The 24821-nt window shown below is 66.1% G+C and carries 23 protein-coding genes; 13 read left to right on the top strand and 10 right to left on the bottom strand.

Features of this window, described 5'->3' with window-relative positions:
• The first annotated feature begins 138 nt into the window (after window positions 1-138).
• Window positions 139-1536 (top strand): MATE family efflux transporter, encoded by a 1398-nt coding sequence (locus AB2N08_RS19740; RefSeq protein WP_367612609.1) that lies wholly within the window; start codon window positions 139-141, stop codon window positions 1534-1536.
• Window positions 1537-1623: 87 nt separating this feature from the next.
• A complete protein-coding gene (locus AB2N08_RS19735) occupies window positions 1624-3843 on the top strand; it encodes a S9 family peptidase (protein WP_367612608.1) in 2220 nt (739 codons plus the stop codon).
• Window positions 3844-3929: 86 nt separating this feature from the next.
• Here the strand turns inward: AB2N08_RS19735 and AB2N08_RS19730 are convergent, their stop codons facing one another.
• Window positions 3930-4136: a CsbD family protein gene (locus AB2N08_RS19730; RefSeq protein ID WP_367612607.1), complete on the bottom strand. Its 207-nt coding sequence runs from the start codon at window positions 4134-4136 to the stop codon at window positions 3930-3932.
• 192 nt (window positions 4137-4328) lie between these two features.
• Here AB2N08_RS19730 and AB2N08_RS19725 point away from each other — a divergent pair, with 192 nt between their 5' ends.
• Window positions 4329-5414, top strand: coding sequence for an AI-2E family transporter (locus tag AB2N08_RS19725; protein WP_367612606.1), 1086 nt, complete (start codon window positions 4329-4331; stop codon window positions 5412-5414).
• 58 nt (window positions 5415-5472) lie between these two features.
• Here the strand turns inward: AB2N08_RS19725 and AB2N08_RS19720 are convergent, their stop codons facing one another.
• Both AB2N08_RS19720 and AB2N08_RS19715 read right to left on the bottom strand, forming a co-directional pair.
• Window positions 5473-5649 (bottom strand): CsbD family protein, encoded by a 177-nt coding sequence (locus AB2N08_RS19720; RefSeq protein ID WP_367612605.1) that lies wholly within the window; start codon window positions 5647-5649, stop codon window positions 5473-5475.
• Window positions 5650-5721: 72 nt separating this feature from the next.
• Window positions 5722-6339, bottom strand: a complete 618-nt coding sequence (locus AB2N08_RS19715) for a class I SAM-dependent DNA methyltransferase (RefSeq protein ID WP_367612604.1) — start codon at window positions 6337-6339, stop codon at window positions 5722-5724.
• A gap of 158 nt (window positions 6340-6497) precedes the next feature.
• On the opposite strand from AB2N08_RS19715, the gene AB2N08_RS19710 reads away from it, so the two are divergent.
• Entirely contained in the window at window positions 6498-6779 is a 282-nt protein-coding gene (locus tag AB2N08_RS19710) for a flagellar protein FliT (RefSeq protein WP_367612603.1), read from the top strand.
• Between the two features lie 347 nt (window positions 6780-7126).
• Here the strand turns inward: AB2N08_RS19710 and AB2N08_RS19705 are convergent, their stop codons facing one another.
• Entirely contained in the window at window positions 7127-8209 is a 1083-nt protein-coding gene (locus AB2N08_RS19705) for a hypothetical protein (protein WP_367612602.1), read from the bottom strand.
• A gap of 124 nt (window positions 8210-8333) precedes the next feature.
• On the opposite strand from AB2N08_RS19705, the gene fumC reads away from it, so the two are divergent.
• The 3 genes from fumC to AB2N08_RS19690 all read left to right on the top strand — a co-directional run bounded on the left by fumC (window position 8334) and on the right by AB2N08_RS19690 (window position 10446).
• Window positions 8334-9731 carry a class II fumarate hydratase gene (gene fumC / locus AB2N08_RS19700; protein ID WP_367612601.1) on the top strand — a complete coding sequence of 466 codons (1398 nt, stop codon included), beginning with the start codon at window positions 8334-8336 and terminating at the stop codon, window positions 9729-9731.
• Between the two features lie 85 nt (window positions 9732-9816).
• Window positions 9817-10029, top strand: a complete 213-nt coding sequence (locus AB2N08_RS19695; RefSeq protein ID WP_367612600.1) for an RNA-binding S4 domain-containing protein — start codon at window positions 9817-9819, stop codon at window positions 10027-10029.
• 132 nt (window positions 10030-10161) lie between these two features.
• On the top strand, window positions 10162-10446 hold the full coding sequence (locus tag AB2N08_RS19690) for a DUF883 family protein (RefSeq protein ID WP_367612599.1): 285 nt from the start codon (window positions 10162-10164) through the stop codon (window positions 10444-10446).
• A 112-nt stretch (window positions 10447-10558) separates the two neighbouring features.
• Here AB2N08_RS19690 and AB2N08_RS19685 read toward each other — a convergent pair whose 3' ends face one another.
• The 5 genes from AB2N08_RS19685 to AB2N08_RS19665 are packed head-to-tail and all read right to left on the bottom strand — an operon-like array spanning window position 10559 to window position 14190.
• Window positions 10559-10750, bottom strand: coding sequence for a YjfB family protein (locus AB2N08_RS19685; RefSeq protein WP_332530710.1), 192 nt, complete (start codon window positions 10748-10750; stop codon window positions 10559-10561).
• A gap of 24 nt (window positions 10751-10774) precedes the next feature.
• Window positions 10775-11350, bottom strand: a complete 576-nt coding sequence (gene mobB, locus AB2N08_RS19680; protein WP_367612598.1) for a molybdopterin-guanine dinucleotide biosynthesis protein B — start codon at window positions 11348-11350, stop codon at window positions 10775-10777.
• The gene (locus AB2N08_RS19675; protein WP_367612597.1) at window positions 11337-12035 is read right to left on the bottom strand and encodes a general secretion pathway protein GspB; all 699 of its coding nucleotides are present in this window, start codon (window positions 12033-12035) and stop codon (window positions 11337-11339) included. The genes mobB and AB2N08_RS19675 overlap by 14 nt, the downstream gene beginning before the upstream one ends.
• A 1-nt stretch (window position 12036) precedes the next feature.
• The gene (locus AB2N08_RS19670; RefSeq protein WP_367612596.1) at window positions 12037-13689 is read right to left on the bottom strand and encodes an AAA family ATPase; all 1653 of its coding nucleotides are present in this window, start codon (window positions 13687-13689) and stop codon (window positions 12037-12039) included.
• Between the two features lie 6 nt (window positions 13690-13695).
• Window positions 13696-14190, bottom strand: coding sequence for a hypothetical protein (locus AB2N08_RS19665; RefSeq protein WP_367612595.1), 495 nt, complete (start codon window positions 14188-14190; stop codon window positions 13696-13698).
• Between the two features lie 184 nt (window positions 14191-14374).
• Between AB2N08_RS19665 and AB2N08_RS19660 the strand changes: the two genes are divergently transcribed.
• On the top strand, window positions 14375-15484 hold the full coding sequence (locus AB2N08_RS19660) for a GIN domain-containing protein (protein WP_367612594.1): 1110 nt from the start codon (window positions 14375-14377) through the stop codon (window positions 15482-15484).
• On the opposite strand, the gene AB2N08_RS19655 is transcribed toward AB2N08_RS19660, so the two are convergent.
• Window positions 15481-18456 (bottom strand): hybrid sensor histidine kinase/response regulator, encoded by a 2976-nt coding sequence (locus AB2N08_RS19655; protein WP_367612593.1) that lies wholly within the window; start codon window positions 18454-18456, stop codon window positions 15481-15483. The genes AB2N08_RS19660 and AB2N08_RS19655 overlap by 4 nt on opposite strands.
• A 257-nt stretch (window positions 18457-18713) precedes the next feature.
• On the opposite strand from AB2N08_RS19655, the gene AB2N08_RS19650 reads away from it, so the two are divergent.
• The 5 genes from AB2N08_RS19650 to AB2N08_RS19630 all read left to right on the top strand — a co-directional run bounded on the left by AB2N08_RS19650 (window position 18714) and on the right by AB2N08_RS19630 (window position 24720).
• Complete coding sequence (locus tag AB2N08_RS19650) at window positions 18714-19592, top strand: BadF/BadG/BcrA/BcrD ATPase family protein (protein WP_367612592.1); 879 nt, start codon at window positions 18714-18716, stop codon at window positions 19590-19592.
• Window positions 19589-20686, top strand: coding sequence for an N-acetylglucosamine-6-phosphate deacetylase (nagA, locus tag AB2N08_RS19645; RefSeq protein WP_367612591.1), 1098 nt, complete (start codon window positions 19589-19591; stop codon window positions 20684-20686). The genes AB2N08_RS19650 and nagA overlap by 4 nt, the downstream gene beginning before the upstream one ends.
• Before the next feature lie 35 nt (window positions 20687-20721).
• On the top strand, window positions 20722-21744 hold the full coding sequence (locus tag AB2N08_RS19640; RefSeq protein WP_367612644.1) for an SIS domain-containing protein: 1023 nt from the start codon (window positions 20722-20724) through the stop codon (window positions 21742-21744).
• A gap of 17 nt (window positions 21745-21761) precedes the next feature.
• Entirely contained in the window at window positions 21762-23258 is a 1497-nt protein-coding gene (locus tag AB2N08_RS19635) for a glycoside hydrolase family 3 protein (protein WP_367612590.1), read from the top strand.
• Between the two features lie 181 nt (window positions 23259-23439).
• Window positions 23440-24720: a tetratricopeptide repeat protein gene (locus tag AB2N08_RS19630; RefSeq protein WP_367612589.1), complete on the top strand. Its 1281-nt coding sequence runs from the start codon at window positions 23440-23442 to the stop codon at window positions 24718-24720.
• Window positions 24721-24821 lie beyond the last annotated feature (101 nt).

Raw genomic sequence — 24821 nt, 5'->3', positions numbered from 1 at the left:
TCGCCGCTATCGGCGTTGCGTAGGCACAATATTTACGCGCGGATACATTTAACGTTGTAGCGCGTAAACATCCCTGCGTCACCGGGCTTGCCCATAAGTCAGTAAAATCCCGGGTTCTCCTGTTCAAGCGACTGCACCATGACCACGTCCGCCACACCCATCCGCACCGAAATTCTCACCCTGTGGCGCCTGTCCTGGCCGGTGTTGGTCGGCCAGCTGGCGACGGTAGGGATGGGCGTGGTCGATGTCGCCATGACCGGCCACGTCAGCGCCGAAGAACTGGCGGCCGTGTCGCTGGGCACCGCCGTGTGGTCGATCGTGCTGGTGACCGTGATGGGCACGATGATGGCGATTAACACCGTTGTCGCGCACGAGATCGGCGCCGCGCGGCACGACCAGGTGCCCCATTCGGTACGCCAGGCGATGTGGAAAGGGGCGCTGGTCGGCACCGTCGCGCTGCTGTTTGCCAACCTGTGCACGCTGCTGTTCGACCATGTCGGGCTCGACGCTCACGTGGCCGCGCGCGCTTCGCTGGTCGTGCACGTAATCAGTGTCGGCTTGCCGGCCTTTGGCGTGTACCGCGCGCTGTATGGCTACACCACCAGCATCAACCAGACCAAGCCGATCATGTGGATTGCGATCATTGGCCTGCTGTACAACACGCTGGTGAGCTGGCTGCTGGTCTTTGGCGAACTGGGCTTTCCGCGCCTGGGCGCGGTCGGCTGCGCGATCGCCACCGCCAGCGGCATGTGGCTGATGCTGGGCGCCATGCTGTGGTGGGTGCGGCGCTCGCCGGCCTACCGCATGACCTATCCGTTCGATCGCTTCGACCGCCCGGACGCCAGGGCCATCGGCAGCATGCTGCGCCTGGGCCTGCCGATCGGCGTGACCTATTTTGCCGAGGTCAGCGCCTTTGGCCTGATCAGCCTGCTAGTGGCGCGCTATGGCGTGGTGCAAGTGTCGTCGCACCAGATCGCGCTCAATTTCGCCTCGCTCGTGTTCATGCTGCCGCTCAGTTTCGCCATCGGCATGCTCACCCGCGTCGGCCAGGCGATGGGCGAAGGCGATCCGGTGCGAGCCCGCTTCGTCGGCTGGGTGGGCGTGGGCGTGTCGCTGGCCTTTGGCGCGCTGGCGGCGCTGTTCATCGCCATCTTCCGCTGGGAAATCGCGGCGGCCTACACATCGGATCCGGCCGTGCAGCACGTCACGGCACACCTGCTGCTGTTCGCGGCGCTGTTCCAGTTGTCGGACGCCACCCAGGTCGCGACCGCTTCGGCCATTCGCGGCTACCAGGTCACGCGCCCGCCGATGGTGATCCAGCTGGTCTCGTTCTGGGGCTTGTCGCTGCCGCTCGGCTGCGTGCTGGGCCTGGCGCCGCAGTGGTTCCCGTGGACGCCGGCCGCACCGATGGAGGCCACCGGGTTCTGGATCGGCCTCGTGTTCGCATTGACGGTCGCGGCTGTGCTGCTGACCTGGCAGTTCGAGAAGCTGGCGCGCCAGCGCATTCGCGAGGGTTCGGCCACATTGGCGCACTAGATTTTATGACATGTAATTACAGCGCAGGCAGGCTGACTCTGGTATCGTCTCGCGGTTGCTGTACATTAAACATCCATCAGAGAAACTATGCGCCCTCTCCTCTTTCTCCTGGCCGCTCTCACGGCCGTCCCCGCCATGGCTGAACGTCTGACCCTTGATCGCATCTACGGCGAAGCGTCGCTGGCCGGCGCCAGCGTGCGCAACCTGCGCGTCTCGCCCGACGGCGAACGCGTGACCTTCCTGCGCCCGCGCGCCGACGACCAGTACCGTCTCGACCTGTGGGAATACAACACCAAAAGCAAGGCCACGCAGCGCCTGGTCGATTCCAAGCAACTGGTGCCGAACGAGGAACTCTCGCTCGAGGAAAAAGCACGCCGCGAACGCGCCCGCACCGCCGGCCTGTCGGGCATCCTGAACTATTTCTGGTCGCCGGACGGCAAGCAGTTGCTGGTGCCGGTCGGTGGCGACCTGTATCTCGTCGATGCCGCCAAGCCAGAGAACGCACGCAAGGTCGCTTCGGGCAGCGTGACCGATCCGAAGATCTCGCCGCGCGGCCGTTATGTGTCGTTCGTGCGCAAGCAGAACCTGGTCGTGATCGACCTGAAGACCGGCGCCGAGCGCCAGTTGACGACCGATGGCAAGGGCACCGTGCACAACGGCGTGGCCGAGTTCATCGCGCAGGAAGAAATGAGCCAGACCACCGGCTACTACTGGGCGCCGGACGATTCGGCCATCGCCTACCGCCGCTACGATGAAGCGCCGGTGCCGGTCGTGCGCCGCTTCGAGATCTTCGCCGACCGCACCGAAGTGATCGACCAGCACTACCCGGCCGCGGGCGATCCGAACGTGCTGATCGACCTGTTGCTGGTCGACCCGGCCACGGGCGTGTCGCGCAAGATCGACCTGGGCACCGACAAGGACATCTACCTGGTGCGCGCTGATTTCAGCGCCGATGCCAGGACGCTTGTGTACCAGCGCCAGACGCGCGACCAGAAGCGCCTGGACCTGGTAGCCGTCGACGTCGGCTCACTGGCCCAGCGCCCACTGTTCTCGGAAAATTCCAAGACCTGGGTCAGCATCCACAACGACCTGCGTTTCCTGAAGAACCGCAAGGCATTCATCTGGGCGTCCGAGCGCAGCGGCTATAACCATCTGTATCTGTACGACCTGGATGGCAAGCTGCTGCATCCGATTTCGCGCGGCACGTGGGGCGTGGACGATGTGCTGGCCGTCGATGAAGGCGCCGGCAAGGTGTACGTGTCGTCGAACCGCGACGCCGTGATCGACAAGCAGACCTATGCGCTGGCGCTCGACGGCAGCAGCGCCGACAAACCGGCCCGCATCACGCAGGGCGATGGCTGGCACGACGCCGCCTTCGCCAGCAATGGCAAATTGTTCGTCGACACCTATTCGAACCCGCGCACCCCGCCGCAAGTGTCGATCCGCCGCGCCGATGGCGCGATGGTCGAGTGGATCGAAAAGAATGAACTGAACGCGAACCACCCATACACGCGCCACATGGCCGACCACCTGGCGACCGAATACGGCACCATGAAGGCCAATGACGGCCAGACGCTGCACTATTCGATCATCAAGCCGGCCAATTTCGATGCCAGCAAACGCTATCCGGTGTTCTTGTTTACCTATGGCGGCCCGCACTCGCAGCGCGTGACCCGCGCTTGGGGCAATTACTTTGACCAGTACATGGCACAGCAGGGCTTCGTGGTGTTCCGCTTGGATAACCGTGGCTCGGGCCGCCGTGAACGCGCGTTCACCGACGTGCTGTACAACAACCTGGGCAAGCATGAAGTCGAAGACCAGGTGACGGGCATCGACTGGCTGGCCAAGCAGAGCTTTGTCGATCCGAAGCGCATCGGCGTGTTCGGCTGGAGCTATGGCGGATTCATGACGCTGCGCTTGTTATCTGCGGCATCGGACAAGATCGCCATGGGCGTGTCGGTGGCGCCAGTGACCGACTGGTCGTTGTATGACACCCATTACACCGAACAGTTCGTGGGCGCGACGCCAAAAGGCGATCCGGAAGCGTACAAGCGCAGCGGTGTATTCGCACACCTGGACGGCATGAAGTCGCCGCTGCTGCTGGTGCACGGCATGGCCGACGACAATGTGCTGTTCTCGAACACCACGCTGCTGATCGACGAGCTGGTCAAGCGCAACGTGCAGTTCGACCTGATGACGTACCCGGGCGCCAAGCACGGCATGTCGGGCCGCACCAACCAGCGCCACGTGTATGGCTTGATCGAGTCGTATTTCAAGCGTCATCTGGGCGAGACGCCTGCCAAATAAGGCAATCGCGCCAGACGAAAAAAAGCCGCATCGGAAACGATGCGGCTTTTTTTTATGCGGCAGTTGCTGGGAACTGCCAGTCCAATTTAAGGACGTGGACGCGGACGGTTTGCGTCGTCAGCTGCGTCTTCGACGGCTTCGCGCACGTCGCCGGCGGCGTGCTGGATCTTGCCTTCAGCCTGGTTTGCCAGGCCTTTGGCCTGCTGTTCCTTGCTGTCCACCAGTTTGCCAGCGCCTTCCTGGATTTTGCCGCCAACTTCTTTCAGTTTGCCTTCGACTTGGTCTTTGTTCATGGTGTTCTCCTGTGAGTGACATGGCCGGTTGGCGATGCGATGAGTACAGATTAACGGAATGTGTCCTGCTCTTCTGTTAGCGCACGCACACAACGGGCACACGCCGAATTGCGCGCCATCTTGCCCCTCAGAATGCTATTGTTTTATTAACACCTTTCAACCCGCTATCGAGGCACCAAGATGAATAACAACATGCTGCCTGCTTCTGACGACCCCACGGCGTCAGAAGCTCCCCTCACACAGCGCAAGCTCGCCCGCCGCGTCACGCTCGTCAACGGCATCGGCGTGCTGTTCATCCTGGGCCTCGCCGCCGTCGTGCTGGCCGCCGACGCCCTGCTGCTGATCTTCGCCTGCATCCTGTTCTCGATCCTGCTGTACAAACTGAGCGCGCTGCTGCACCAGCGCACCGGCATCAAACGCAATATCGCCCTCGTCATCGTCGTGCTGCTGCTCACTGCCGTCTTCGGCCTGGGCGGCTGGGCCATGGCGCCGCAGATCTCCGAGCAGTCGAGTCAACTGGCCAAGGAAATCCCCGCAGCGGTCGAGCGGCTGCAGGGTGAAGTAGCCCAGCATCCGCTGCTCAAGCGCGTGGTGGCCGAGCTGCCGCCGCCGGAAGACATGGTCAAGCAGATGGGTTCGATCGTTCCGAATGCCGGGCTGTTCTTCAGCGGCGTAATCGGTGCGCTGGGCAATATCGTCATCATCATTTTCGTCGGCATTTATTTTGCCGCGTCACCTGGCGTGTACACGGGCGGCTTCATCCGCCTGGTGCCCCAGCAAAAGCGGGGCCGCGCACGTGAAGTGATGCAAGAGATGGGCGACAACCTGTCAAGCTGGCTGCTGGGCAAGGCGGTGTCGATGCTGATCGTCGGTGTCACCACCGCGATCGGCCTGAGCATGCTCGGCGTGCCGCTGGCGCTGATCCTGGGCGTGATTGCCGGCCTGCTCGACTTCATCCCGTACCTGGGCCCGATCATGGCAGGTATCCCGGCAGTATTGCTGGCGCTGTCGATCAGTCCCGACCTTGCCCTGTACGCCCTGCTGCTGTTCGCTGCGATCAATATGCTGGAAGGTTATGTGCTGCAGCCGATGATCGAGGCGAAAGCCATCGAATTGCCGCCGGCGCTCGTGATCGTGATGCAGCTGATCTTCGGCACGCTGTTCGGCTTTGCCGGCGTTGCGCTGGCCACGCCGCTGGCAGCCGTGCTGTCGGTGCTGGTCAAGATGCTGTATATCGAGGATATATTGGGAGACCGACCCGCGAAAGGGATCGGCTAAGCCCTGAAAACAACAAAGCCGCGCAATGCGCGGCTTTGTTCTGCGTGCTGAAAAAAAATCAGCGATTGCCTTTTGCAATTTCCTTGACGTTGCCAACCTTTTTTTGCGCCTTGCCTTCGGCCTGCTTTGACAGACCCTCGCCTTGCTGCTGGCTGCTGCCAACGGCTTCACCGACTTTTTGCTGCACCTTACCGGCGACTTCTTTGGTTTTGCCCTTGACTTGATCCTTGTTCATTGCAATCTCCTTGCCTGTGACGTGGATGAGTCTCAACACTAAGAGTAAGTTCCGGCCAGTTCTGTACGGCGTTTAACAAATGGGCTTGCGCCACACGCTTGCCAACCACGGTTGTTGCGCGCGAGGCAAACCCGGTGGCCGATAATAGTGATGTAGCGCCGCGAAGCCGGCCGCCAGCATGAATCGCTCCCAGCTGTCGTAATCATGGTAGCTGCCATAGCGCGCGCCGTTCCAGCCTTCGGTGTTGTCGCCGCGGGGATTGGAGCTGAACAGCACTCCGCCCGGCTTGAGCGCAAGGAACAACTGCGTCAGGGTCTGTGGCAACGCAGCGCTGGGCACGTGGAACAGGACTGCATTGGCAAAAATCCCGTCGAACAGCGCCGGCGGCAAATCGAGGTGCAGGAAATCCTGCTGCCACACTGCGCAGCCGCTGTATTGGCGTGCCATGGCGACAAAGCGCTCGCTGCCGTCCACACCGATGGCGCGATGGCCGAGATCGCTGAAGGTTTTCAGGTCGCGTCCGGGGCCGCAGCCCAGGTCGAGGATCGTGTGTGGCGCCGGTGTCGTGATCGCGCCCAGCAAGGCATCGATGTTTTGACTTACGTCATGGTCGATCGTACCGGTAAAGAAATCCTCGGCGTGGTCGTTGTAGTGTTGGAGCGTGTGGCGGGCGATGTCGTCATGGTTCATGCGCATAGTATGCCAGCGCCACTGGCGCCTGCGGGGCCAGCACCTGCTCAAAATATTTTGAAAATATTTTCAGACAACCCTAAAGTTCCCGCAAGCTCAGCCGTAAACGATTCAGACAACCGGAAATCCGGCCTGAAAATTAATGCTTTGGTGGCAACATGAACGCAAACGACGTCCTCGCGGTATACGAAAACTTGGCTGGCCTGACCGGTCAGATGGCGCAAGCTGCCAAGGCCGGCGACTGGAACGAGTTTGCACACCTGAATATGGAAGCCAAGGTCCAGGCTGCTCCTGCAGCGGCCGGCATGCCTGCCCTGACGGGCGCCAAGCGCCTGAGCAAGATTGAACTGCTCAAGCAACTGATGGCCAACGATCGCGCCATTCGCGACGTGACCGAGCCATGGAATGCACAAGTCGACCGCGCCCTGCACGCACACTGAGACCACATCGCCACATCGATCAAGCACCTGCGGGTGCTTTTTTTTCGTCCCGACATCTTGCTGGGCGAGGGACAGGCAACAAAAAAGCGCCCATCGGGCGCTTTGGCGGCCACCGAGCGGGAGGCTCGATGGCGAATTCGGTGAGAGGACGAACCCCAGCTATCTGCTGGCGTCGCCTCGTGCCGGTTGCTGCCGGCGTCCGTTGCCACTGTAGGCAAGCAGACTGCTTCCAGACACAGGCGTTTCCTCAACGGTCGTCTGCTTGCCGCGCCACCTATCGTTGGTGACTGCGCCAGACCCTGTGCTGTCTGTGACCTCATCGATCACATCACCATTATAACCCACAATCAAAGTTGTGTAGACATTTCATTGGATTGCTCATCCAACTTCTGCTCGTCCAGCTTCGGCTCGTCCAGCTGTGGCTCGACCGGCGCGGGCGTCTTCTTCTTGCGGGCAAGACGCTGGCGCAGGCGGGCCATGAGCGAGACGCGCGGCATCGGCTGGATCATCGGCGCCGCCCGCTTGCGACGACGCAGGACCAACAGCGCACCGCCGACCAGGGCCAGCACAACGACCACCGCGCCAACGATCCAGCCCCACGGCGTGGACGCCTCCGGTTCCGGCGCCGGACGCTTGCGGGACGGACGTGGTTTCGATGGCGCCACCGCCTTGTCCTGGACGACGGCGGACGGGCTGGCGCCCAGCGCCACTTGCAGCACCCGCACCTTGTCTTCCAGCGTGCCGATCTGCTCGCGCAGCTGGGCATTCTTGACGTCAAGCGCGGCGCACACAGTGGAACCGTCGACGGCGGACGACGGCGCGCAGGTTGCCGCCGGCGCGGGTGACGGTACCGGCAATGGCAGCGGCTTCGGCGATGGCGTCGGCGCGACCACGGCCGGTTCAAGCGTGGGTTCCGCCCTGGCCACGACGACCGGCTTTGCAGGCGCGACCGGGCGCGGCGGCTTCGGTCGCGCAGGCTTGACCACGGCTTCCGGCTTGGGCGGCGCAACCGGCATCATTGGTTCCACTGGCGCCATCGCCGGCACCGGTGCGGGCAGTGGAACCGGCGGCGGCGGCGTCGGATTCGGATTCGGCGCAAGCAACAGCGTCACCAGGCGTACGTCGCGCCCGCCGCCATCGGCCAGCTCCAGATACAAGTGCAGACGGCTTGATTCAACCGGCTTTGCTGACGTCACGCGCAGGAACTGACGGCCATCGCGCTCACTCACACTCATGGCCAGGGTCGACAACACGGGCGGCATGCCGATGTTGGCGCCCCGGTACACGTCCGGGCGCGCCAGGCGTGCCTGCATCGGTGTCGCGGGCGACGCCAGCGCTGTCAATTCGAGTTCCAGCGCCAGCGGCTGGCCAATGTACGAACTGATGCGCGGTTCGCCAAGTTCGGCCGCGCCGGCTCCGTAGCTGAGCAAGGCGCAAGTGATCAATAGAGGGAGGCGGCTGGCCATAAAAGTAACAAGAGTGAAGCCCAAGCGTAGTTAACGGACATTGGGATAAACTCTTTAATCCCAGCCTCTTGCATAACAGGACATGTCTATGGAAAACAGGATTGAGAAAGACAGCTTTGGTCCGATCGAAGTGCCACAGGATCATCTGTGGGGTGCGCAGACCCAGCGCTCGCTGCACCACTTCCACATCTCCACCGAACGCATGGCGCCGGAACTCGTCGCCGCCCTCGCCCAGGTCAAGCGCGCCGCTGCGGCGGTCAACCGCTCGCTCGGCAAGCTGCCGGCCGACAAGGCCGACGCCATCATCCGCGCCGCCGACGAAGTGCTTGACGGGCGCCACCCCGGCGAATTTCCGCTGGCCGTTTGGCAGACCGGCTCTGGCACGCAAAGCAATATGAACATGAACGAGGTGCTGGCCAACCGCGGCTCCGAATTGCTCGGTGGCGAGCGCGGTGAAGCGCGCCTGCTGCACCCGAACGACCATGTGAACATGGGTCAGTCGTCGAACGACATCTTCCCCACCGCCATGCACGTGGCCGCCGCCTGGGCGCTGGCCAAGGATGTGCTGCCGGCACTCGCGCAATTACGTGGCACGCTGCTGCGCAAGTCGCGCGACTTCGAACCGATCGTCAAGATCGGCCGCACCCACTTGCAGGATGCCACGCCGCTGACGCTCGGCCAGGAATTTTCCGGCTACGTCGCCCAGCTCGAGTTCGCCGAAAGCGCGCTTAAATCCACCTTGTCGGGCTTGCTGCAACTGGCGGCCGGCGGCACCGCCGTGGGCACCGGCCTGAATGCGCACCCCGATTTCGCGCCGCGCATCGCGGCCGAGCTCGGCTCGCGCACCGGGCTGTCGTTCAAATCGGCGCCAAACAAATTCATGGCGCTGGCCGGTCACGACGCCATGGTCTCGGCGCACGGCGCGTTCAAGCTGCTGGCCACGGCGCTCATGAAAATCGCCAACGATATCCGCTGGATGGCATCCGGTCCGCGCTCGGGCCTGGGCGAAATCACGATTCCCGAGAACGAGCCGGGCAGCTCGATCATGCCGGGCAAGGTCAATCCAACCCAGTGCGAAGCATTGACGATGCTGTGCTGCCAGGTGTTCGGCAACGATGTCGCGATCACGGTAGGCGGTTCGCAGGGCAATTTCGAGCTCAATGTGTTCAAGCCGATGATCGCCCACAACTTCTTGCAAAGCGCGCGCCTGCTGGCCGACGGCATGCGCTCGTTCGACACGCATTGCGCCCAGGGCATCGAGCCCAACCTCGTCCGGATCGGCGAGCTGATGGAGAAATCGCTGATGCTGGTGACGGCACTGGCGCCGCACATCGGGTATGATCGCGCCGCGCAGATCGCCAAGACCGCCTCCAAGGAAGGCCTGACCTTGCGCCAGGCAGCCCTGCAAAGCGGCTTCGTCGACGATCAGCAGTTTGACCAGTGGATCGTGCCGATCGACATGACACGGCCCGATCCGGTCGACTAAACATGCAGTAGCCGGGCGGCGCCTCACGGCGTCTGCCCATCGAGCGGCCTCATGAATAAAAGCCGCCTATTTACCCGAGGAAAGAATGCAAAAAATTGAATTTGAGTTGACGTCAGAATTCGTCGAAGTCAACCAGCTGCTCAAGCTGGCCGGTCTGGTCGACAGCGGCGGCGCCGGCAAGAACCTCGTCGCCAGCGGCGTGGTGTCGGTCGACGGCAAGCAGGAATTGCGCAAGACGGCCAAGATCCGTACCGGCCAGGTAGTCACGCTGGGCGACGTTGAAATTACGGTTCATTAAGAACCTGTCCCGCTAGGCTCTAAAGAAAAATAGACAGAAAGAACAGCTTCTTATGTTTGCGGCTTAACAAACAGAACGGGGCTTCCTTGTTTATATTTTAAGACGTTACTTAACGGCTTATAGGTGAAAGCGATGGAAACCCCGGAAACCCGCACACAGTCGCAAGAGCAATTGATCGGCGATTTGCGTCTTGTGATCGAAAACGCGGAAGAGCTGCTCAAGAACACGGATCATTACTCCAGCGCGCTGTACCAGAACGCGCGATCCAAGCTGTCGCTGGCACTCGAAGCAGCCAACGAAGAGTTGCTGCGTTTCGAGGATGCCCAACTCGAGCGCATGATGGCCGCCACCCGCGCGGCCAACGAGCAGTACGCAGACCGCTCGGGCGTATCGCGGATCCTGCGCGCATTTCACTAAGCCAGAACGCAAAAACCCGGCTTCGCGGCCGGGTTTTCAGCAGCAAAACGAAGTTTCGTCAGAACTTCGATCTGCCTCGCGCGTTTTGGTTCACACGCTGCCTGTCTGTCTCTTACGCCTTCGTGTTGATCGAGTTGCCCAGGTGCGCCGGCAAGTTTTGTGGCTGCGGGAGCGAGGCGATCATCTGGGCTGCCGACGACGCTTCGATGTCCATGGCGCGCTTGAGCATCGTCATGCCAACTTCTTGACGGATACCAGTTTCGGCCATGCTGGTCGACAATTTGGCAATATTCGTGACGTCCATATACTTCTCCAAGAAAAAGACTCGTTAGTCCTTAACGACATCGCCGACCAGAACTTGAGGGTTGGCGGCTAACCAATTGCCTACCCATTCCAGCACCGCCTCGACGTCATTCAGGTCGAGCCAGGCCACGCCGGCGCGCAGCGCCGCCGGGCGCGCCACATCCGAGACCACCGCGACGATCGTCGCGTCGTCGAGGTACAAGGCCGGCTTGTCGAGCGCCGGGCGGTGTACTTCCAGCTTGGGCAGCGCTTCCCATTTATAGCCCTCGACCAGCGTCAGGTCGGCCGGCGACAAGCGCGCCAGCAACTCGGCCAGCGACGGCTCCGGCGCGGCGCGCAGTTCGCGCATGATGGCGATCCGGTACGGTGACGCGATCATCACTTCGGCCGCGCCGGCCAGGCGCAGGCGCGCACTGTCCTTGCGCGGCGGCTCGAGCTCGATGTCGTGGTGACTGTGCTTGACGATATTGACGCGCAAGCCGGCGCCGGACAGGCCGGCGACGAGGTGTTCGAGCAGCGTCGTCTTGCCGCTGCCCGACCAGCCGACCACCGCCAGGACGGGCCCGGGCGCGGCGCCATTCGGCGAGTCAGTACGAAGCACGGTAGCGGGTTCCACGGTAATTCATCACGGCCGCCCTGGGTGTGAGGCGCTCGAGCACCAGCCCGGGCGCGACTTCCTCGCCTTCCCGGCGCAGCATCTTGTCGACCAGCAGCAGGCTCTCGCCGGGCGTGGGCGAATAGATATAGCCGCCAAACGCCACTTTCGGGATCTCGCGCTGGAGGGATTCGGGCAACTGCTGGAGGCTGCGCAGCTGTTCGTCGCCCGAGGGTTGGGCGGCCACGGGGGCAGGTGCGGGCGCGGGCGCCACCTCACGCGGCGGCGCTGGCGGCGCTTTCGCAACCACCGGTGCCGGCGCCGGCTTCGCGCGCACCGGGGGCGTTTCGACCACCGGCGCAGGAGCAGGCGCTGGCGCTGGTGCAGGTTGCACAACCTGCGCGGTGGCCGGTGCGGGAACCGTCACCGGTTCAGGCGCCACCACCGGCGCAGCCGGCGGCGGCGTCACGGCTGCCAGCCGCACCGGCGGCTCGCCCGCGAACCGTGGCCACAGCAGCGCCACCGCCGCGCCGATCGCGACGACACCCAGGCCAAGCGCCAGGTAGCGCCGCTGCGCGCCCTGCCCTGCACGCGGCGCGGCGTACGATGGCGCCGGCGCGTGGATGGTCGGGGCGTTGCCCAGCTGGCGTTCGGCTTGGGCCTTCTTGAGTGCTTCGAGGATGTACGACATATCAGATTCCCGTCCCGCCGGCGGCGAGCAAGCGCGGCTCGGCCACGTTCGACAGCTGGTTCAGACGCATATACGTGCGCGGCCCGGCCACGCCATCGGCCTTCAGGTCTTGCGCGGCCTGGAAGGCGCGCAGCCATTCCCTGGTGCGCGCATCGAGCGGCGCGTCGAGGGCCGGCGCCGTGGCGCTGTTCAGGCCCGCCAGGCGCTGGGCGATCCAGTCGACGTCCGGCCCCCGGTCGCCCTCGGCGACGAGATCGCGAAACGCCGCGGGCATGCGCCAGAAGGTGGTGAATTCGCCGCCGAAGCGCGCAACGAAGGCGGCGATGTCGACGCGCTCGCGCCGGCCCTCGACGTCCAGCGTGACGCTGCGCTCGTCCATCGCCACCAGCACCGCATAGCCGGTGCGCGGGCCGTCGTGCAGCGTAACCACCGCTGGCCGGTCGAGCAGGCGCAGTTCGTACAGGCCGCCCCGGCCCGCGTGGCAGCGCAGGTTGGCGCGCAGTGCGGCATCGCACGTGGCCTTCGCATCGGCGCCGGCCAGGTTGGCGAACGCCGGGCCCCACAGCGCCGCCAGTGCGCCCAGCGCGGCGTTCTCACTCTTGACCGTCGGCGGCGGCGCGTCCGGTGTGGCCACAGGTATGGCGACAGGCTTGGGCGTGACGAGCGCCGGCTTGACCGGCGCAGCCTTGGCCGCCGGCGCCGGCGCCGGCGCCGGCGCCACCGTATGCTGCGGCAGCATGTGCCACGCGGCCGCGCCCAGCGCCAAGCAGGCCAGCGCGCCGCCGGCCAGCAGCGGCCAGCGCCGCAGTGGACGTTGAAGTGCACGGCGCGCGGCAGGATCGTCGGCAAACACTTCATCAGCCGCCTTGCGCAGGATGCCGCGCGTGACCTGCGGACTGTTCTCCACGTAGGCCCCGAGCAGCGCGCGGTCGCATAGCAGGTTGATCCGGCGCGGCACGCCATGCGCCAGGCGGTGCACCAGCGGTGTGAGCGCCGGCGGGAACGGCGCGCCCACTGCCCCTGCCACGGCCAACCGGTGCGCGATGTAGGCGCCGGTTTCGGCTTCTTGCAGTGGTCCCAGGTGGTAGCGTGCAATGACGCGCTGGGCCAGTTGTTCGAGTTCGGGCCGCGCCAGCATCGTGCGCAGTTCGGGTTGGCCGATCAGGATGATCTGCAGCAGCTTGCGCTCGCTGGTTTCGAGATTGGTCAGCAGGCGCAGTTGTTCGAGCACGTCGCTCGACAGGTTCTGCGCCTCGTCGATCACGAGCACGTTGTTCAGCCCCTGCGCGTGCGAGACCAGCAGATAGCGGTTGATCGCATCGACGTAGCCCTTCACGCCCGCGCCACTCGCAGCAGGCGCCACCTCGATATGCAGTTCGTCGCACACCGTCTGCAGCAGCTCCTGCGCCGTCAGGCGCGGATTGAAGATGTAGGCCAGGCGGCAGTTCTCGGGCACCTGCTCGATGAAGCAGCGGCAGACGGTGGTCTTGCCGGCGCCGATCTCGCCGGTGAGCAGCACGAAGCCGCCGCCACTGCCGATCCCGTACAACAGGTGCGCCAGCGCTTCGCGGTGCCGTTCGCTCATGAACAGGTAGCGGGGATCGGGGGCGATCGAAAATGGCGTGTGCGTAAGCTGGAAATAGTGGTTGTACATGGGTGGCTAACGGACGCTCTGCGGCTTGAACCTGGCGCAGTATATTTTGCTTTTGTCGTTCGCGTACGCGATCGTGCTGCCCGGGATCGACTTGCGCAAGGGGTAGCGCGAGCCGTCCACCGCGCGAAACGGCGTGCCGGCGGCGGCGCGCACCGACTTTTCAAGTTCGTCGGGCTTGGCTTCCAGGATGGCGGCCACGAACACCACGGCGCTGGTGTCGTCGCTGACCATCACCTCCTCGACATTCGCGCCCCACAGCGACGCCTCGGTGCGAAACCAGTAAGCGCCGCCCTCGCGCTTGTAGGCCGGGCCGAAAAATTCGGTCAGGTAGGCGTGAAAATAGGCGTTATCGAGCTGGCTGCGGCACAGCAAGGCGCTGCCGATCACCGGCCCAAAGGTCGATGGCGCCGCGCCTGCCCCGGCCGCGGCGCAGGCCAGCACGATCCCTGCCAGCAGTGGCAAGGACCAGGTGGTACGGCGGACAACGGCGGGGCGGATCATTGCGCAACTCTCCTTCACGGGCGCCCATTATGCCACCCCGTGGCGCGGCCACCCGGCGGCCCGGCGCTTCGTCGCGCCCTGGCGCCATTGACGCCGCCGAATCGCCACTCCGTCGGCTGGCCGGTGCGACCCGCGCGATGTTGGCCTAATCTTCACGTTCCACCTTCCACGGGCCCACACCACCATGCACACCGTCCTGAAAACCACCCTGATCGCCACCGCCATCGGCGCCGGCCTGCTGTCGATCGACAGCACCCGCGCTGCGGCGTCCGGCCCGCGTGTCGACGAGCAGCGCGCGGTCGGCGCGTTCAGCGCGATCGACGTCAGCGGCCCGTTCGACCTCACCGTGCAGGCCCGGGGCGCACATGGCGTGACCGTCCACGGCGAGCGCGATCAGCTGGAGCAGGTCGAGACCTTCGTGCGCGGCGACACGCTGGTCGTGCGGCCGGGCGGGCGCACGACCTGGACTTTCGGCTACACGCCGCCGCGCCGGCATGTCACGCTCAGCGTGAGCGCGCCGCAACTGGCGCGCCTGCGCATGTCCGGCAGCGGCGACGTCACGCTCGATCAGGTGGCCGGCGAGCGCATTGCCCTGACCAACGACGGTCCTGGCGACCTGCGGGTGGCGGGCCAGGTGCGCGCACTGGCGCTGCGCGTCACCGGCAGCGGCGACGCGCATCTCGAGCGACTGCGCGCGCGCCAGGTCGAGCTGACGATGGCCGGTCCCGGCGACGTCGAACTGGCCGACATCGACGGCGAACTGCAGGCCCGCATCGACGGCTCGGGCGACCTGGCGGCGCATCGCCTTGCCCTCGCCCGCCTCGATCTGCGCCTGAGCGGCCCCGGTAATGCGGTGTTGCGCGGTGCGGTCACTGACTTCATGGCGCAGGTGAACGGCAGCGGTGACCTCGATGGCGCCGGCTTGCAGGTGGCGCGCGCGGGCGTCGTGCTGCGCGGCCCGGGGGACGTGGCATTGCGGCGCGTGTCGGACACGCTCGACGCCGACCTGCGCGGCTCCGGCGACCTGCAGGCCACGCTGGCCGGCACGCACCTGCTGTTCACGTCGAGCGGCCCGGGCAACGCCGAACTGCGCGGCCAGGTCACCACGGTGCGTGCGCGCCTGAGCGGCTCGGGCACGCTCGATGGACGGCGCCTGCAGGCCGGACGCGCCGACATCGCCGTCACCGGCCCGGGCACGGCGACGGTGCACGTTACGGGTCAGGACAGCGCAAACCGAAGCCGCAGTGACTTGCTGGTCGTGGACCGGCGCGGCAGCAGCCAGGTGCCGGATTAGGCGCCTGCCGCTTCGGCCAGCACCGCCTCGACGTCGTCCGGCAAGGCCGGCTTGAGCAAATGCCGGTCAAAGCCGGCCGCGCGCGAACGGGCGCGGTCTTCTTCGGTGCCCCAGCCGGTCAGCGCCACCAGCATGGCACCGTCGAGCGCCGGCATCCGGCGCAGGCGGCGCGCCGCCTCGTAGCCGTCCATGAACGGCATGCCGATATCGAGGAACACGAGTTCGGGCCGGAATGTTGCAGCGGCGTCCACCGCCGCCGCGCCGTCGTGCACGACGCGCGTCGTGTGGCCGGCGATGTCCAGCAGCGCCGCCAGCGTGGCGGCCGCGTCGACGTTGTCGTCGGCGACCAGCACCCGCAGCGCTCTCCCCACCTGCGGCCTGGCGTCCACCGGCGCCACCACCGTCAGCGGCGCGTCGACAACTGGCGCCACCTTCAATGGCAGGCGCACGGCGAAACAGCTGCCCAGGCCCACGCCGGCGCTCTTCGCGCTGACCATGCCGCCATGCAGTTCGACCAGGCGCCGCACGAGCGACAGACCGATCCCCAGCCCGCCGTTGGCGCGCTCGATGCTGCGCGCCACCTGGGTGAACATCTCGAACACGGCGGCCAGCATGTCGGCCGCGATGCCCACGCCGTTATCGCGCACCGTCACCACCACTTCGTCGCCCTCGACATGCGCGGCGACATTGACGCGCCCGCCCTGCGGCGTGTACTTGGCCGCATTCGACAGCAGGTTGCTCACCACCTGGCTGATGCGCACCGGGTCGACGTCGACCGGCACGGTAGTTGGCGGCAGGTCGACAGTCAGGGTGTGCCCGGCGGCGTCGATCAGCGGCTTGCTGGTCTCGACCGCCGTCGCAATCACGTCGCGCAGGTCGACCGGGCGCATTTGCAGCACCAGCTTGCCGCTCGAGACGCGCGCGATATCGAGCAGGTCGTTGATCAGGTGGACCATGTGGCCGACCTGGCGCTCCATCATCGCGCGCACGCTGCCCAGCATGGATGCGCTGCCCGGCTTGTCGGCACCCATGCGCATGATTTCCAGGCCGTTGCGGATCGGCGCCAGCGGATTGCGCAGCTCGTGCGCCAGCGTGGCCAGAAATTCGGACTTGCGGCGGTCGGCCTCGTGCAGCGCTTCGCTGGCGCGCACCCGCTCGATGTGGGCCCAGCAGCGCTCGACCACCGCTTCGACCAGCGCCACCTCGCCCGCCGTCCAGCTGCGCGGCGTGCGCTGGTGCACCGCCATCATCGCCACCAGCTTGCCGCCCTTGACCAGCGGGCAGCAGACGATGGCCTTGACGTCGATCTGCGCGAACATGACGGCGCCGTCTTCTTCGGTCAGCTCGCGCTCGACGTCGTGGATCAGCAGCGTGCGGCCTTCGCGCATGTCGGCGCGCGCGCGTGAGCCGAACAGGTCGAGCGAATAAACCCCCACGGTGCTGACCGCACCCGGCGTGACCCAGTCGTGGCGGATCGTGAAGCGGTCGTTGTCGGGCTCCAGGTCGGCATAGGCCACGCGCGTGACGCCGAGGTATTGGCCCAGCAGTCGCGTGGCCTCGCCCATGATCGTCTTCGGATCGTGCGCGACACGCGTGGCTTCGCCGATCGCGTCGAGCATGCGCAGGCGCTCTTCGACCTGGCGCCGCTCGGTGATGTCGCTGCCGGTGGCGGCCACGAACAGCACCGCGCCGTCGTCGCCGGTCACCGGCGCCATGACCAGATCGATGAAGCGCTCGCCGCCGCCGGCCACGAAATACGGCAACTCGCACCGTACACGCTCGCCGCGCGCCGCCAGCACGATGCAGGCCGCGATCTCGGCCGCCACCTTGGGCGAGCCGCTCCACCAGCCGCACGCAGCGAAGGCAAGCCCCAGCACGTCGCCGCGCGCGTAACCGCCGGCGTCAAGCGCCACCTGGTTCGCTTCGATCAGCGTGCCGTCCGGCGTCATCAGGGTGCCGAAGTGCGTGCCCTGCTCGAAGAAGGTGCGGAACTTGGCGTTCGCCTCGGCCGCCGCCACCGCTTCGCTCGCGGCCGCGCGCACGCTTGCCTCGAACAGCTTGCGGCTGGTGATGTCGAGCGTGGTCCCGACCAGGCGTTCGGGCGCGCCCGCAGCGTCGCGCAACAGGCGCCCGCTGGCCGCGATCCAGCGTTCATGCCCATCGATGGCGCTGACGGTGCGGTATTCGTCGCGGTAGCGGCCATCTCCAGGCTCGGCCAGCAGCGCCACGACCTTGGCCACGACGCGTTCGCGATCATGGGGATGAAACGCGGCGTCGATCAGCGCGTGCGTGACCGGCCCGTCGGGCGGCACGCCGAAGTGCGTGCGCGCGCGCTCGTTCCAGGCGATGTCGCACTGGGTCAGCGAATGATCGAACAGGCCGAATTCGCCGGCGTCGGCCGCGATGCGCAGCTTCTCGTTGCTGGTGGCCAGTGCGTGCAGCGCATGGTCGCGCTCCTGCCCGGCCAGCACCTGGGCCGTGGTTTCGGCGCACACGCAGCACACGCCGGCGACCACGCCCGCCTCGTCGCGCAGTGCGATGGTCGAGAAGGTGACGTAGATCTGCTCCGGATAGCCGTTGCGCTGGACCAGGAAACCATGGTCTTCGGCATGCACCGGTTCGCCCTGCAGGGTCGATACCAGCATCGGGCCGACCTCGTCCCAGATGTCGGCCCAGACCTCGGCGAACGGCTGGCCGAACGTGCACTCGGGGTAGTCGCCGCGCGCCCCGAGCAGGACGCGATAGGCATCGTTGTAGAGCAGATGCAGCGCCGCTCCCCAGGCCACGTACATCGGCTGGCGCGCGCCGAGCATCAGGCTCACCGCCGTGCGCAGCGATTGCGGCCAGGTCTCGAGCTGGCCAAGCGGGTGATTCGCCCAGTCGATGGCGCGCAGAAGCGCACCCATCTCGCCACCGCCGTTGGCGAACGCCAGGTTCGGATGCGGGGGATCGGAGGGCAAGATGTCGGGCATGTGTCGGTATTCACTGAGGATATTCCCCGAACGATACCACTTTGCCGGACCACCAGGGGCGTCCTCGTCCTCGAGCCCGGGCCGATATGAATACCAATTGCCATACCAATTCGCGCACGATGATGTGCCTTGGGACCAGCACCTATGAGAGTTCACCCAGTCACCCGTGCCATCAACAATACCAGTTAAATACCTGTTGACATCACTTCACTGCCTGCCTATAGTTCGATGACCCTTTTTCGGCACCCATTGCAACCATGATCGACTATCTCATTGGCGTTGACGGCGGCGGCACCAACACCCGCGTGCGCCTGGCCGGCCGCGACGGCGCCGAACTGGCCACGGGCAGCAGCGGCGCCTCCGGCCTGCGCCACGGCATCGACAAGGCCTGGACTGCCGTCCTTGCCGCCACCGGCCAGGCCTTCGCCGCGCTCGGTATCGACACCGTCCCCATGCGCGCCTGCGCGATCGGCCTGGGCATGGCCGGGGTGCATAACAAGGAATGGGCGGCCGCCTTCCGCGCCGCCGATCCGGGCTTCGGCGCCATCGTGCTCGACACCGACGGCTTCACGACCCTGATGGGCGCCCATGGCGGCCGGCCCGGGGCCATCGTCGCCATCGGCACCGGCAGCGTGGGCGAAGCGTTGCGGCCAGATGGTACACGGGTCGAAGTCGGCGGCTGGGGCTTCCCGGCCGGCGACGAGGCGGGCGGCGCCTGGATGGGCTTGCGCGCCATTGGCCACATCGAGCAGGTGCTGGACGGCCGCGCCGGGGGCGGCGCCTTTGCCGCCGATGTGATTGCCGCCTGCGGCGGCGCGCGCGACCCGATCCAGGTCTGGCTCGGCCACGCGACGCAGACCGACTACGCCGGCCTGGCGCGCTTCGTCGTGGCGCATGGCTTCAGCGATCCCGTGGCGACGGACATCCTTACCCGGGCCGGCCTGGAAGCGGCCAGTATCGCGCGCGCCCTCGACCCCACCGGCAGCCTGCCGCTATCACTGTGCGGCGGCCTGGGCGAAGCGCTGCGCGTGTACCTGCCGGCCGACACGCTGGCGCGCTGCAGCCCGGCGCATGGCGACTCCGCTGCCGGCGCGCTGCGCATGATCGAACTGCACCTGAAGGACGCCCACGCATGACAAACCAGATCAAAGGCAACATCCTCACGCCGGCCGGCTGGGTGCGCGGCGCGCTGCGCTACGGCGCGCGCATCGACAGCATCGACGGCAGCCGCGCCAATCCGGCCAATAACGACGACGTCTACATCATCCCCGGCTTCATCGACGTGCACGTGCACGGCGGCGCCGGGCGCGACATGATGGAAGGCGGCGACGCCCCGCACGTGATCGCGGCGCTGCACGCGAAGCACGGCACCACCAGCCTGCTGGCCACGACCATGACGGCGCCGGTGGAAGACATCGACCGGGCCCTGGCCGCCATCGGCGCGGCCAGCAAGTCGCGCGGCAAGGGCGAGGCGCGCATTCTCGGCGTGCACCTGGAAGGCCCGTACATCAACGCCGGCAAACTCGGCGCCCAGCCGCCGTTCGCGCGCGAAGCGCACCTCGACGAAGTCATGCGCTTCAATGCGCTGGCGCCGTTGAAGCTGATCACCGTGGCGCCCGAGATCGACGGCCACATGGCCCTCGTGCGGCAGTTGACCAAGGCCGGCATCAGGGTCCAGATCGGCCACACGAATGGCGACTACGACGTGGGCGTGGCGGCCCTCGAACACGGCGCGACCGGCTTCACGCACCTGTTCAACGCCATGCCCGGCCTGCACCACCGCGATCCCGGCATGGTCGGCGCGGCGCTGGCCCACGCCGAATACGCCGAGATCATTCCCGACCTGCTGCACGTGCATCCGGGCGCCATCCGTACCGCCCTGCGCTGCATCCCCAAGCTGTTCTGCGTGACCGATTCGACCGCCGCCGCCGGCATGCCCGACGGCGAATACATGCTGGGCCGCCAGGTGGTCCACAAATGCATGGGCGGCGTGCGCCTGGCCGACGGCACGCTGGCCGGCAGCACGCTGACGATGGACGGCGCGCTGCGCAATCTGGTGGGCATGGGGCTGTCGATCGAAGAAGCCAGCCAGCGCGTCTCGACCCACGCCGCCGACTACCTTGGCGAGACCCGGCGCGGCCGCCTGGCCCCGGGCTGTCACGCCGACTTCGTGGTCCTGGACCGCGCCCTCACCATCAAAGCCGTCCATATCGAAGGAGAATGCCTGTGACTTCCATTCCCGTTACTGCTGCTCACGAATCGCTGATGCTGCAAGAGGCGCTGTCGTCCGGCGACTGCATCGCCCACGCGCTGACGCAAGACATCGACCGTTACGCCGCGCTGGGCGAACAGCTGCGCGCCACGCAGCTGCACAGCGCTGTGACGGTGGCGCGCGGCAGCTCCGATCACGCATCCGGCTACCTGGCCTACCTGATCATGGCGCGCATGGGGCGCCTGGTGACGTCGCTGCCAATGTCGCTCATCACGCTGTACAAGTCGCCGATCATCGCGCGCGACACGCTGGCCATCGCCATTTCGCAATCGGGCCAGAGCCCGGACGTGGTCGAGCCGATGCGGTACTTCCGCGCCGGCGGCGCCGTCACGGTGGCGCTGGTGAACGACGCAACGTCGCCACTGGCCGATGCCGCCGAATGGACCATGCCGCTCCACGCAGGCAAGGAGCACAGCGTGGCCGCCACCAAGAGCTTCATCGCCAGCCTGGTTGCCGGCGCGCGCCTGGTGGCGCACTGGCAGGATGATCCAGAACTCAAGGACGGCATTGCCGCCCTGCCCGATGCGCTGCGTGCCGCGCGCAGCTTTGGCCAGGACGGCGATTGGTCGGCCGCCATCGAGGTGCTGGCGCCGGCGCGCAATATCATGGTGGTCGGGCGCGGCATCAGCTTCCCGCTGGCGCTCGAATCGTCACTGAAGTTCAAGGAAACCTCGGCACTGCAGGCCGAAGCGTTTTCGGGCGCCGAGATCAAGCATGGCCCGATGGCGCTGATCGAAGAAGGCTATCCGCTCCTGATCTACGCAACGCGCGGCCCGACCCAGGCCAGCCTGGTGGCGCTGGCCGACGAGATGCGCGGGCGCGGCGCGCGCGTGCTGCTCGCGGCGCCGAGCGACATCGCCAGCCGGGATCTGACGCTGCCCACCGCCGCCATTCCCGACCTCGACCCGATCGTGGCCGTGCAGGCCTTCTACACGATGGCCGCGACGCTGTCGGCCGCGCGCGGCATGAATGCCGACCAGCCGCGCCACCTGAGCAAAGTCACCAAGACGAACTAGAACGCGGAATCAAACCGATGAACGACTACCTCGACCTCGCCGGCCAACTGGTCATGGTGCGCCTGTTCGGCACCGACATCGATGCCGACACCGACGCCTTCCTGCGCACCTACCGCATCCGCGGCGCCTGCCTGTTTCGCCAGAATATGGTCGACGCCGCGCAACTGACGCGCATGACTGGCGCGCTGCGTGACGCGATCGGGCCGCAGGCGCTGATCGCGCTCGACCAGGAAGGCGGCGCCGTCGTTCGCTCGACCTGGGTGCCGGCGCCGCCCAGCGCGATGGCGCTGGGCGCGGCCAACGATCCGGACCTGGCGCGCGAGGTCGGCGCGGCGGTAGCGCGCGCGGTGCGTGCGCTGGGTTTCAACTGGAACTTCGCGCCGGTGCTCGACCTGAACAACAACCCGCACAACCCGGTGATCGCCGAGCGCTCGTTCGGCGCCGATCCCGAACAGGCCACGCGCATTGCGCTGGCCTGGATGGAAGGCAGCGAGCGCGAAGGCGTGGCCTGCTGCGTCAAGCACTTCCCCGGCCACGGCGACACCCACGTCGACTCGCACCGCGACCTGCCCTATGTCGACAAATCGCGCGCCGACCTCGAACGCTTCGAGTTCGCGCCATTTCGTATCGCGGCGCAGCATTCACCTGCGGCCCCCGCGATGATGACGGCCCACATCGTGTACCCGGCGCTGGACCCGGTCAACCCGGCCACGATGTCGCACGCGATCCTCACCGGCGTCCTGCGCGACGAGTTCAACTACGACGGCGTGATCATCACCGACGGCATGGACATGCACGCGATCGCGCACCGCTACGGCGTCGGCCAGGCCGCCGTCAATGCGCTGGTGGCCGGCGCCGACATGGTCATGGCGATCGGCTCGCGCGCCACGCAGATCGAGACGGTGCAGGCGATCGCTGCGGCGATCCGCGACGGCGTGCTGCCGCTGGCCGATGTTCAAGCGCGCCTGGCGCGCCTGGGCAGGCTGGCCGATGCGCATCCGGCCGGCCCGGTCGCCTACGCCGTCGAACAGGATGACCGCGCCTTGATGCATCGCGCCTGGCGCGCGGGTCTCACGGCACTGCGCTCGCCGACGCGGCCACCGCGCGGCGCGCGTGTGCGGCTGGTGGCACGCGCCGACGTGGTCAGCGACGGCGTATCGGAGGCCGGCGTGCCGGCCGCCAGTATCGCGGCGGCGTTGTCGATGCTGTACGACGTCGACCTGGTGACGTTTGCCGACAGCGAGACCTTCGACTGGGCCGCGCTGCCGGATGACGGCCGCTTGATCATCCTGGCCTCGACCGCGCGCCGCCGCTACGGCCCGCACGCCTGCGCCACCTGGCGGCCCGACCTGCACCTGGCGCTGTGGAACCCGTACCAGGCGCTCGACTTCCCCGGCCCGGCCCTGCTCACCTATGGCTTTGCGCCGCCGGCGCTGGCCGCGGCGGTGGCCTGGCTGGCCGGCGAGATCGATGCACCCGGGGTATGCCCGGTGCCGGGTTTCGACGCTGCGTGAGCGGCGCAAGGTAACGCGATGTAACGACGCGGGCATGCCAGCCCCGGCTGCGGCACAATTGCCGAGCCAGAAAACGCTTGATTTATGGGACAATGCTTTTTTGTCCGAGCTTGGCATTTTCACCATACTGCTGTGATGAAAACGCACCCGCATAATTTTTGTCTAGATAGAAGGATAACCAATGTCCCAATTCCGTCTCGCCCGCCTCTGCCTGATGCTGGCCGCCGTCGGCCTGAGCTCCGCTGCCGTGATTCCTGCCGTCAACGCCCAGGACAAGCCTGCCGCCGCCGCTGAAGCACCAAAAGACAGCGTCCGCCCAGAGCTGTTCAAGCTGCTCGACCCGGCGCAGATCAAGCCGCTGATGGATGCCAAGAATTACGCCGAAATCCAGAGCCGCGTGACCCAGGCCGAAGCGTTCCCGAACCGCACGCCCTATGAAGACTACGTCGTCAACCGCATGAAGCTGTCGCTGGGTTCGGCGACCAACAACAATGCCATCGCCATGCCGGCACTGGAAGCCGTCATCGGCTCGGGCCGCCTGGCGCCGAACGAGCAGGCCGATTTCATCCAGGCCCTGGCCAATATGCACTACAACGCCAAGGATTATCCGAAGGCGATCGAGTGGTTCAAGCGCTACCAGAAAGAAAGCACGACGCCTGAAAAAGTCGCCGCGCCACTGACCCGCGCCTACTACCTGGGCGGCGATTACGCCAATGCCAAGGCGGCGCTGCTGCCAGCCATCGAGGCAACCGAGAAAGCCGGCCAGAAGCCGAGCGAAGAAGACCTGCGCCTGCTGGCCTCGTCGGCCAACAAGGTCAAGGACGACGCCGGTTACCTGACCGCACTCGAGAAGCTGGTCGCCCACTATCCGAGCGACGACTTCTGGACCGACCTGCTCAACCGTGGCGTGGCGCGCAAGTCGGGCTTCGACGCGCAGACCAATATGATCAACGTGTATCGCCTGGAAGCGGCTGCCGTCAAGCAGATGGCGGCAGAAGAGTACGTCGACCTGGCCGAGCTGTCGCTGCGTGACGGTTTCCCGACCGAAGCGAAAAAAGCCATCGAAGCCGGCTACGCCGCAGGCGTGCTGGGCAAAGGCGCAAACGCCAAGACCCATGCTTCGCTGCGCGACAAGGCCAACAAGGGCGCGGCGGACGATGCCAAGAACATCGCCGCCGGCGAAGCGGGCGCGGCCAAGGCCAAGACCGGCGCCGGCCTGGTCAACCTGGGTTGGGCCTATGCCACCATGGACCAGGGCGACAAGGGCGTGGGCTTCATCCAGCAAGGCATCGCCAAGGGCGGCCTGAAGAACGCTGAAGAAGCCAAGCTGCGCCTCGGCATGGCGCAAGTGCGCGCTGGCAAGAAAGCCGACGCCATCGCGACCTTCCAGACGGTCAAGGGCGGCGGCGGTGCCGGCGACCTGGCCAAGTACTGGCTGGTGCTGCTGGCCCAGCAGAAGTAAGACTGCTGCGCGTGCTGGACCCGTGAAAGCGGGCCGGGCCCTGTGCCCGGCCCGCTTTTTTCATGGCGCTCGTGCATTGACGCTGACACGAACTAGATGCA

It is taken from the genome of Massilia aurea (genome assembly GCF_040790145.1).
Classification (GTDB): Bacteria; Pseudomonadota; Gammaproteobacteria; order Burkholderiales; family Burkholderiaceae_D; genus Telluria; species Telluria aurea_C.
This window is presented reverse-complemented; position numbering and strand designations above follow the sequence as displayed.

Bases quoted from the DNA above. Each gene is read 5' to 3' on its own strand.
- AB2N08_RS19740 (WP_367612609.1), top strand. From the start codon at position 139: ATGACCACGTCCGCCACACCCATCCGCACCGAAATTCTCACCCTGTGG.
- AB2N08_RS19735 (WP_367612608.1), top strand. From the start codon at position 1,624: ATGCGCCCTCTCCTCTTTCTCCTGGCCGCTCTCACGGCCGTCCCCGCC.
- AB2N08_RS19730 (WP_367612607.1), bottom strand. From the start codon at position 4,136: ATGAACAAAGACCAAGTCGAAGGCAAACTGAAAGAAGTTGGCGGCAAA.
- AB2N08_RS19725 (WP_367612606.1), top strand. From the start codon at position 4,329: ATGCTGCCTGCTTCTGACGACCCCACGGCGTCAGAAGCTCCCCTCACA.
- AB2N08_RS19720 (WP_367612605.1), bottom strand. From the start codon at position 5,649: ATGAACAAGGATCAAGTCAAGGGCAAAACCAAAGAAGTCGCCGGTAAG.
- AB2N08_RS19715 (WP_367612604.1), bottom strand. From the start codon at position 6,339: ATGAACCATGACGACATCGCCCGCCACACGCTCCAACACTACAACGAC.
- AB2N08_RS19710 (WP_367612603.1), top strand. From the start codon at position 6,498: ATGAACGCAAACGACGTCCTCGCGGTATACGAAAACTTGGCTGGCCTG.
- fumC (WP_367612601.1), top strand. From the start codon at position 8,334: ATGGAAAACAGGATTGAGAAAGACAGCTTTGGTCCGATCGAAGTGCCA.
- AB2N08_RS19695 (WP_367612600.1), top strand. From the start codon at position 9,817: ATGCAAAAAATTGAATTTGAGTTGACGTCAGAATTCGTCGAAGTCAAC.
- AB2N08_RS19690 (WP_367612599.1), top strand. From the start codon at position 10,162: ATGGAAACCCCGGAAACCCGCACACAGTCGCAAGAGCAATTGATCGGC.
- AB2N08_RS19685 (WP_332530710.1), bottom strand. From the start codon at position 10,750: ATGGACGTCACGAATATTGCCAAATTGTCGACCAGCATGGCCGAAACT.
- AB2N08_RS19675 (WP_367612597.1), bottom strand. From the start codon at position 12,035: ATGTCGTACATCCTCGAAGCACTCAAGAAGGCCCAAGCCGAACGCCAG.
- AB2N08_RS19670 (WP_367612596.1), bottom strand. From the start codon at position 13,689: ATGTACAACCACTATTTCCAGCTTACGCACACGCCATTTTCGATCGCC.
- AB2N08_RS19665 (WP_367612595.1), bottom strand. From the start codon at position 14,190: ATGATCCGCCCCGCCGTTGTCCGCCGTACCACCTGGTCCTTGCCACTG.
- AB2N08_RS19660 (WP_367612594.1), top strand. From the start codon at position 14,375: ATGCACACCGTCCTGAAAACCACCCTGATCGCCACCGCCATCGGCGCC.
- AB2N08_RS19655 (WP_367612593.1), bottom strand. From the start codon at position 18,456: ATGCCCGACATCTTGCCCTCCGATCCCCCGCATCCGAACCTGGCGTTC.
- AB2N08_RS19650 (WP_367612592.1), top strand. From the start codon at position 18,714: ATGATCGACTATCTCATTGGCGTTGACGGCGGCGGCACCAACACCCGC.
- nagA (WP_367612591.1), top strand. From the start codon at position 19,589: ATGACAAACCAGATCAAAGGCAACATCCTCACGCCGGCCGGCTGGGTG.
- AB2N08_RS19640 (WP_367612644.1), top strand. From the start codon at position 20,722: ATGCTGCAAGAGGCGCTGTCGTCCGGCGACTGCATCGCCCACGCGCTG.
- AB2N08_RS19635 (WP_367612590.1), top strand. From the start codon at position 21,762: ATGAACGACTACCTCGACCTCGCCGGCCAACTGGTCATGGTGCGCCTG.
- AB2N08_RS19630 (WP_367612589.1), top strand. From the start codon at position 23,440: ATGTCCCAATTCCGTCTCGCCCGCCTCTGCCTGATGCTGGCCGCCGTC.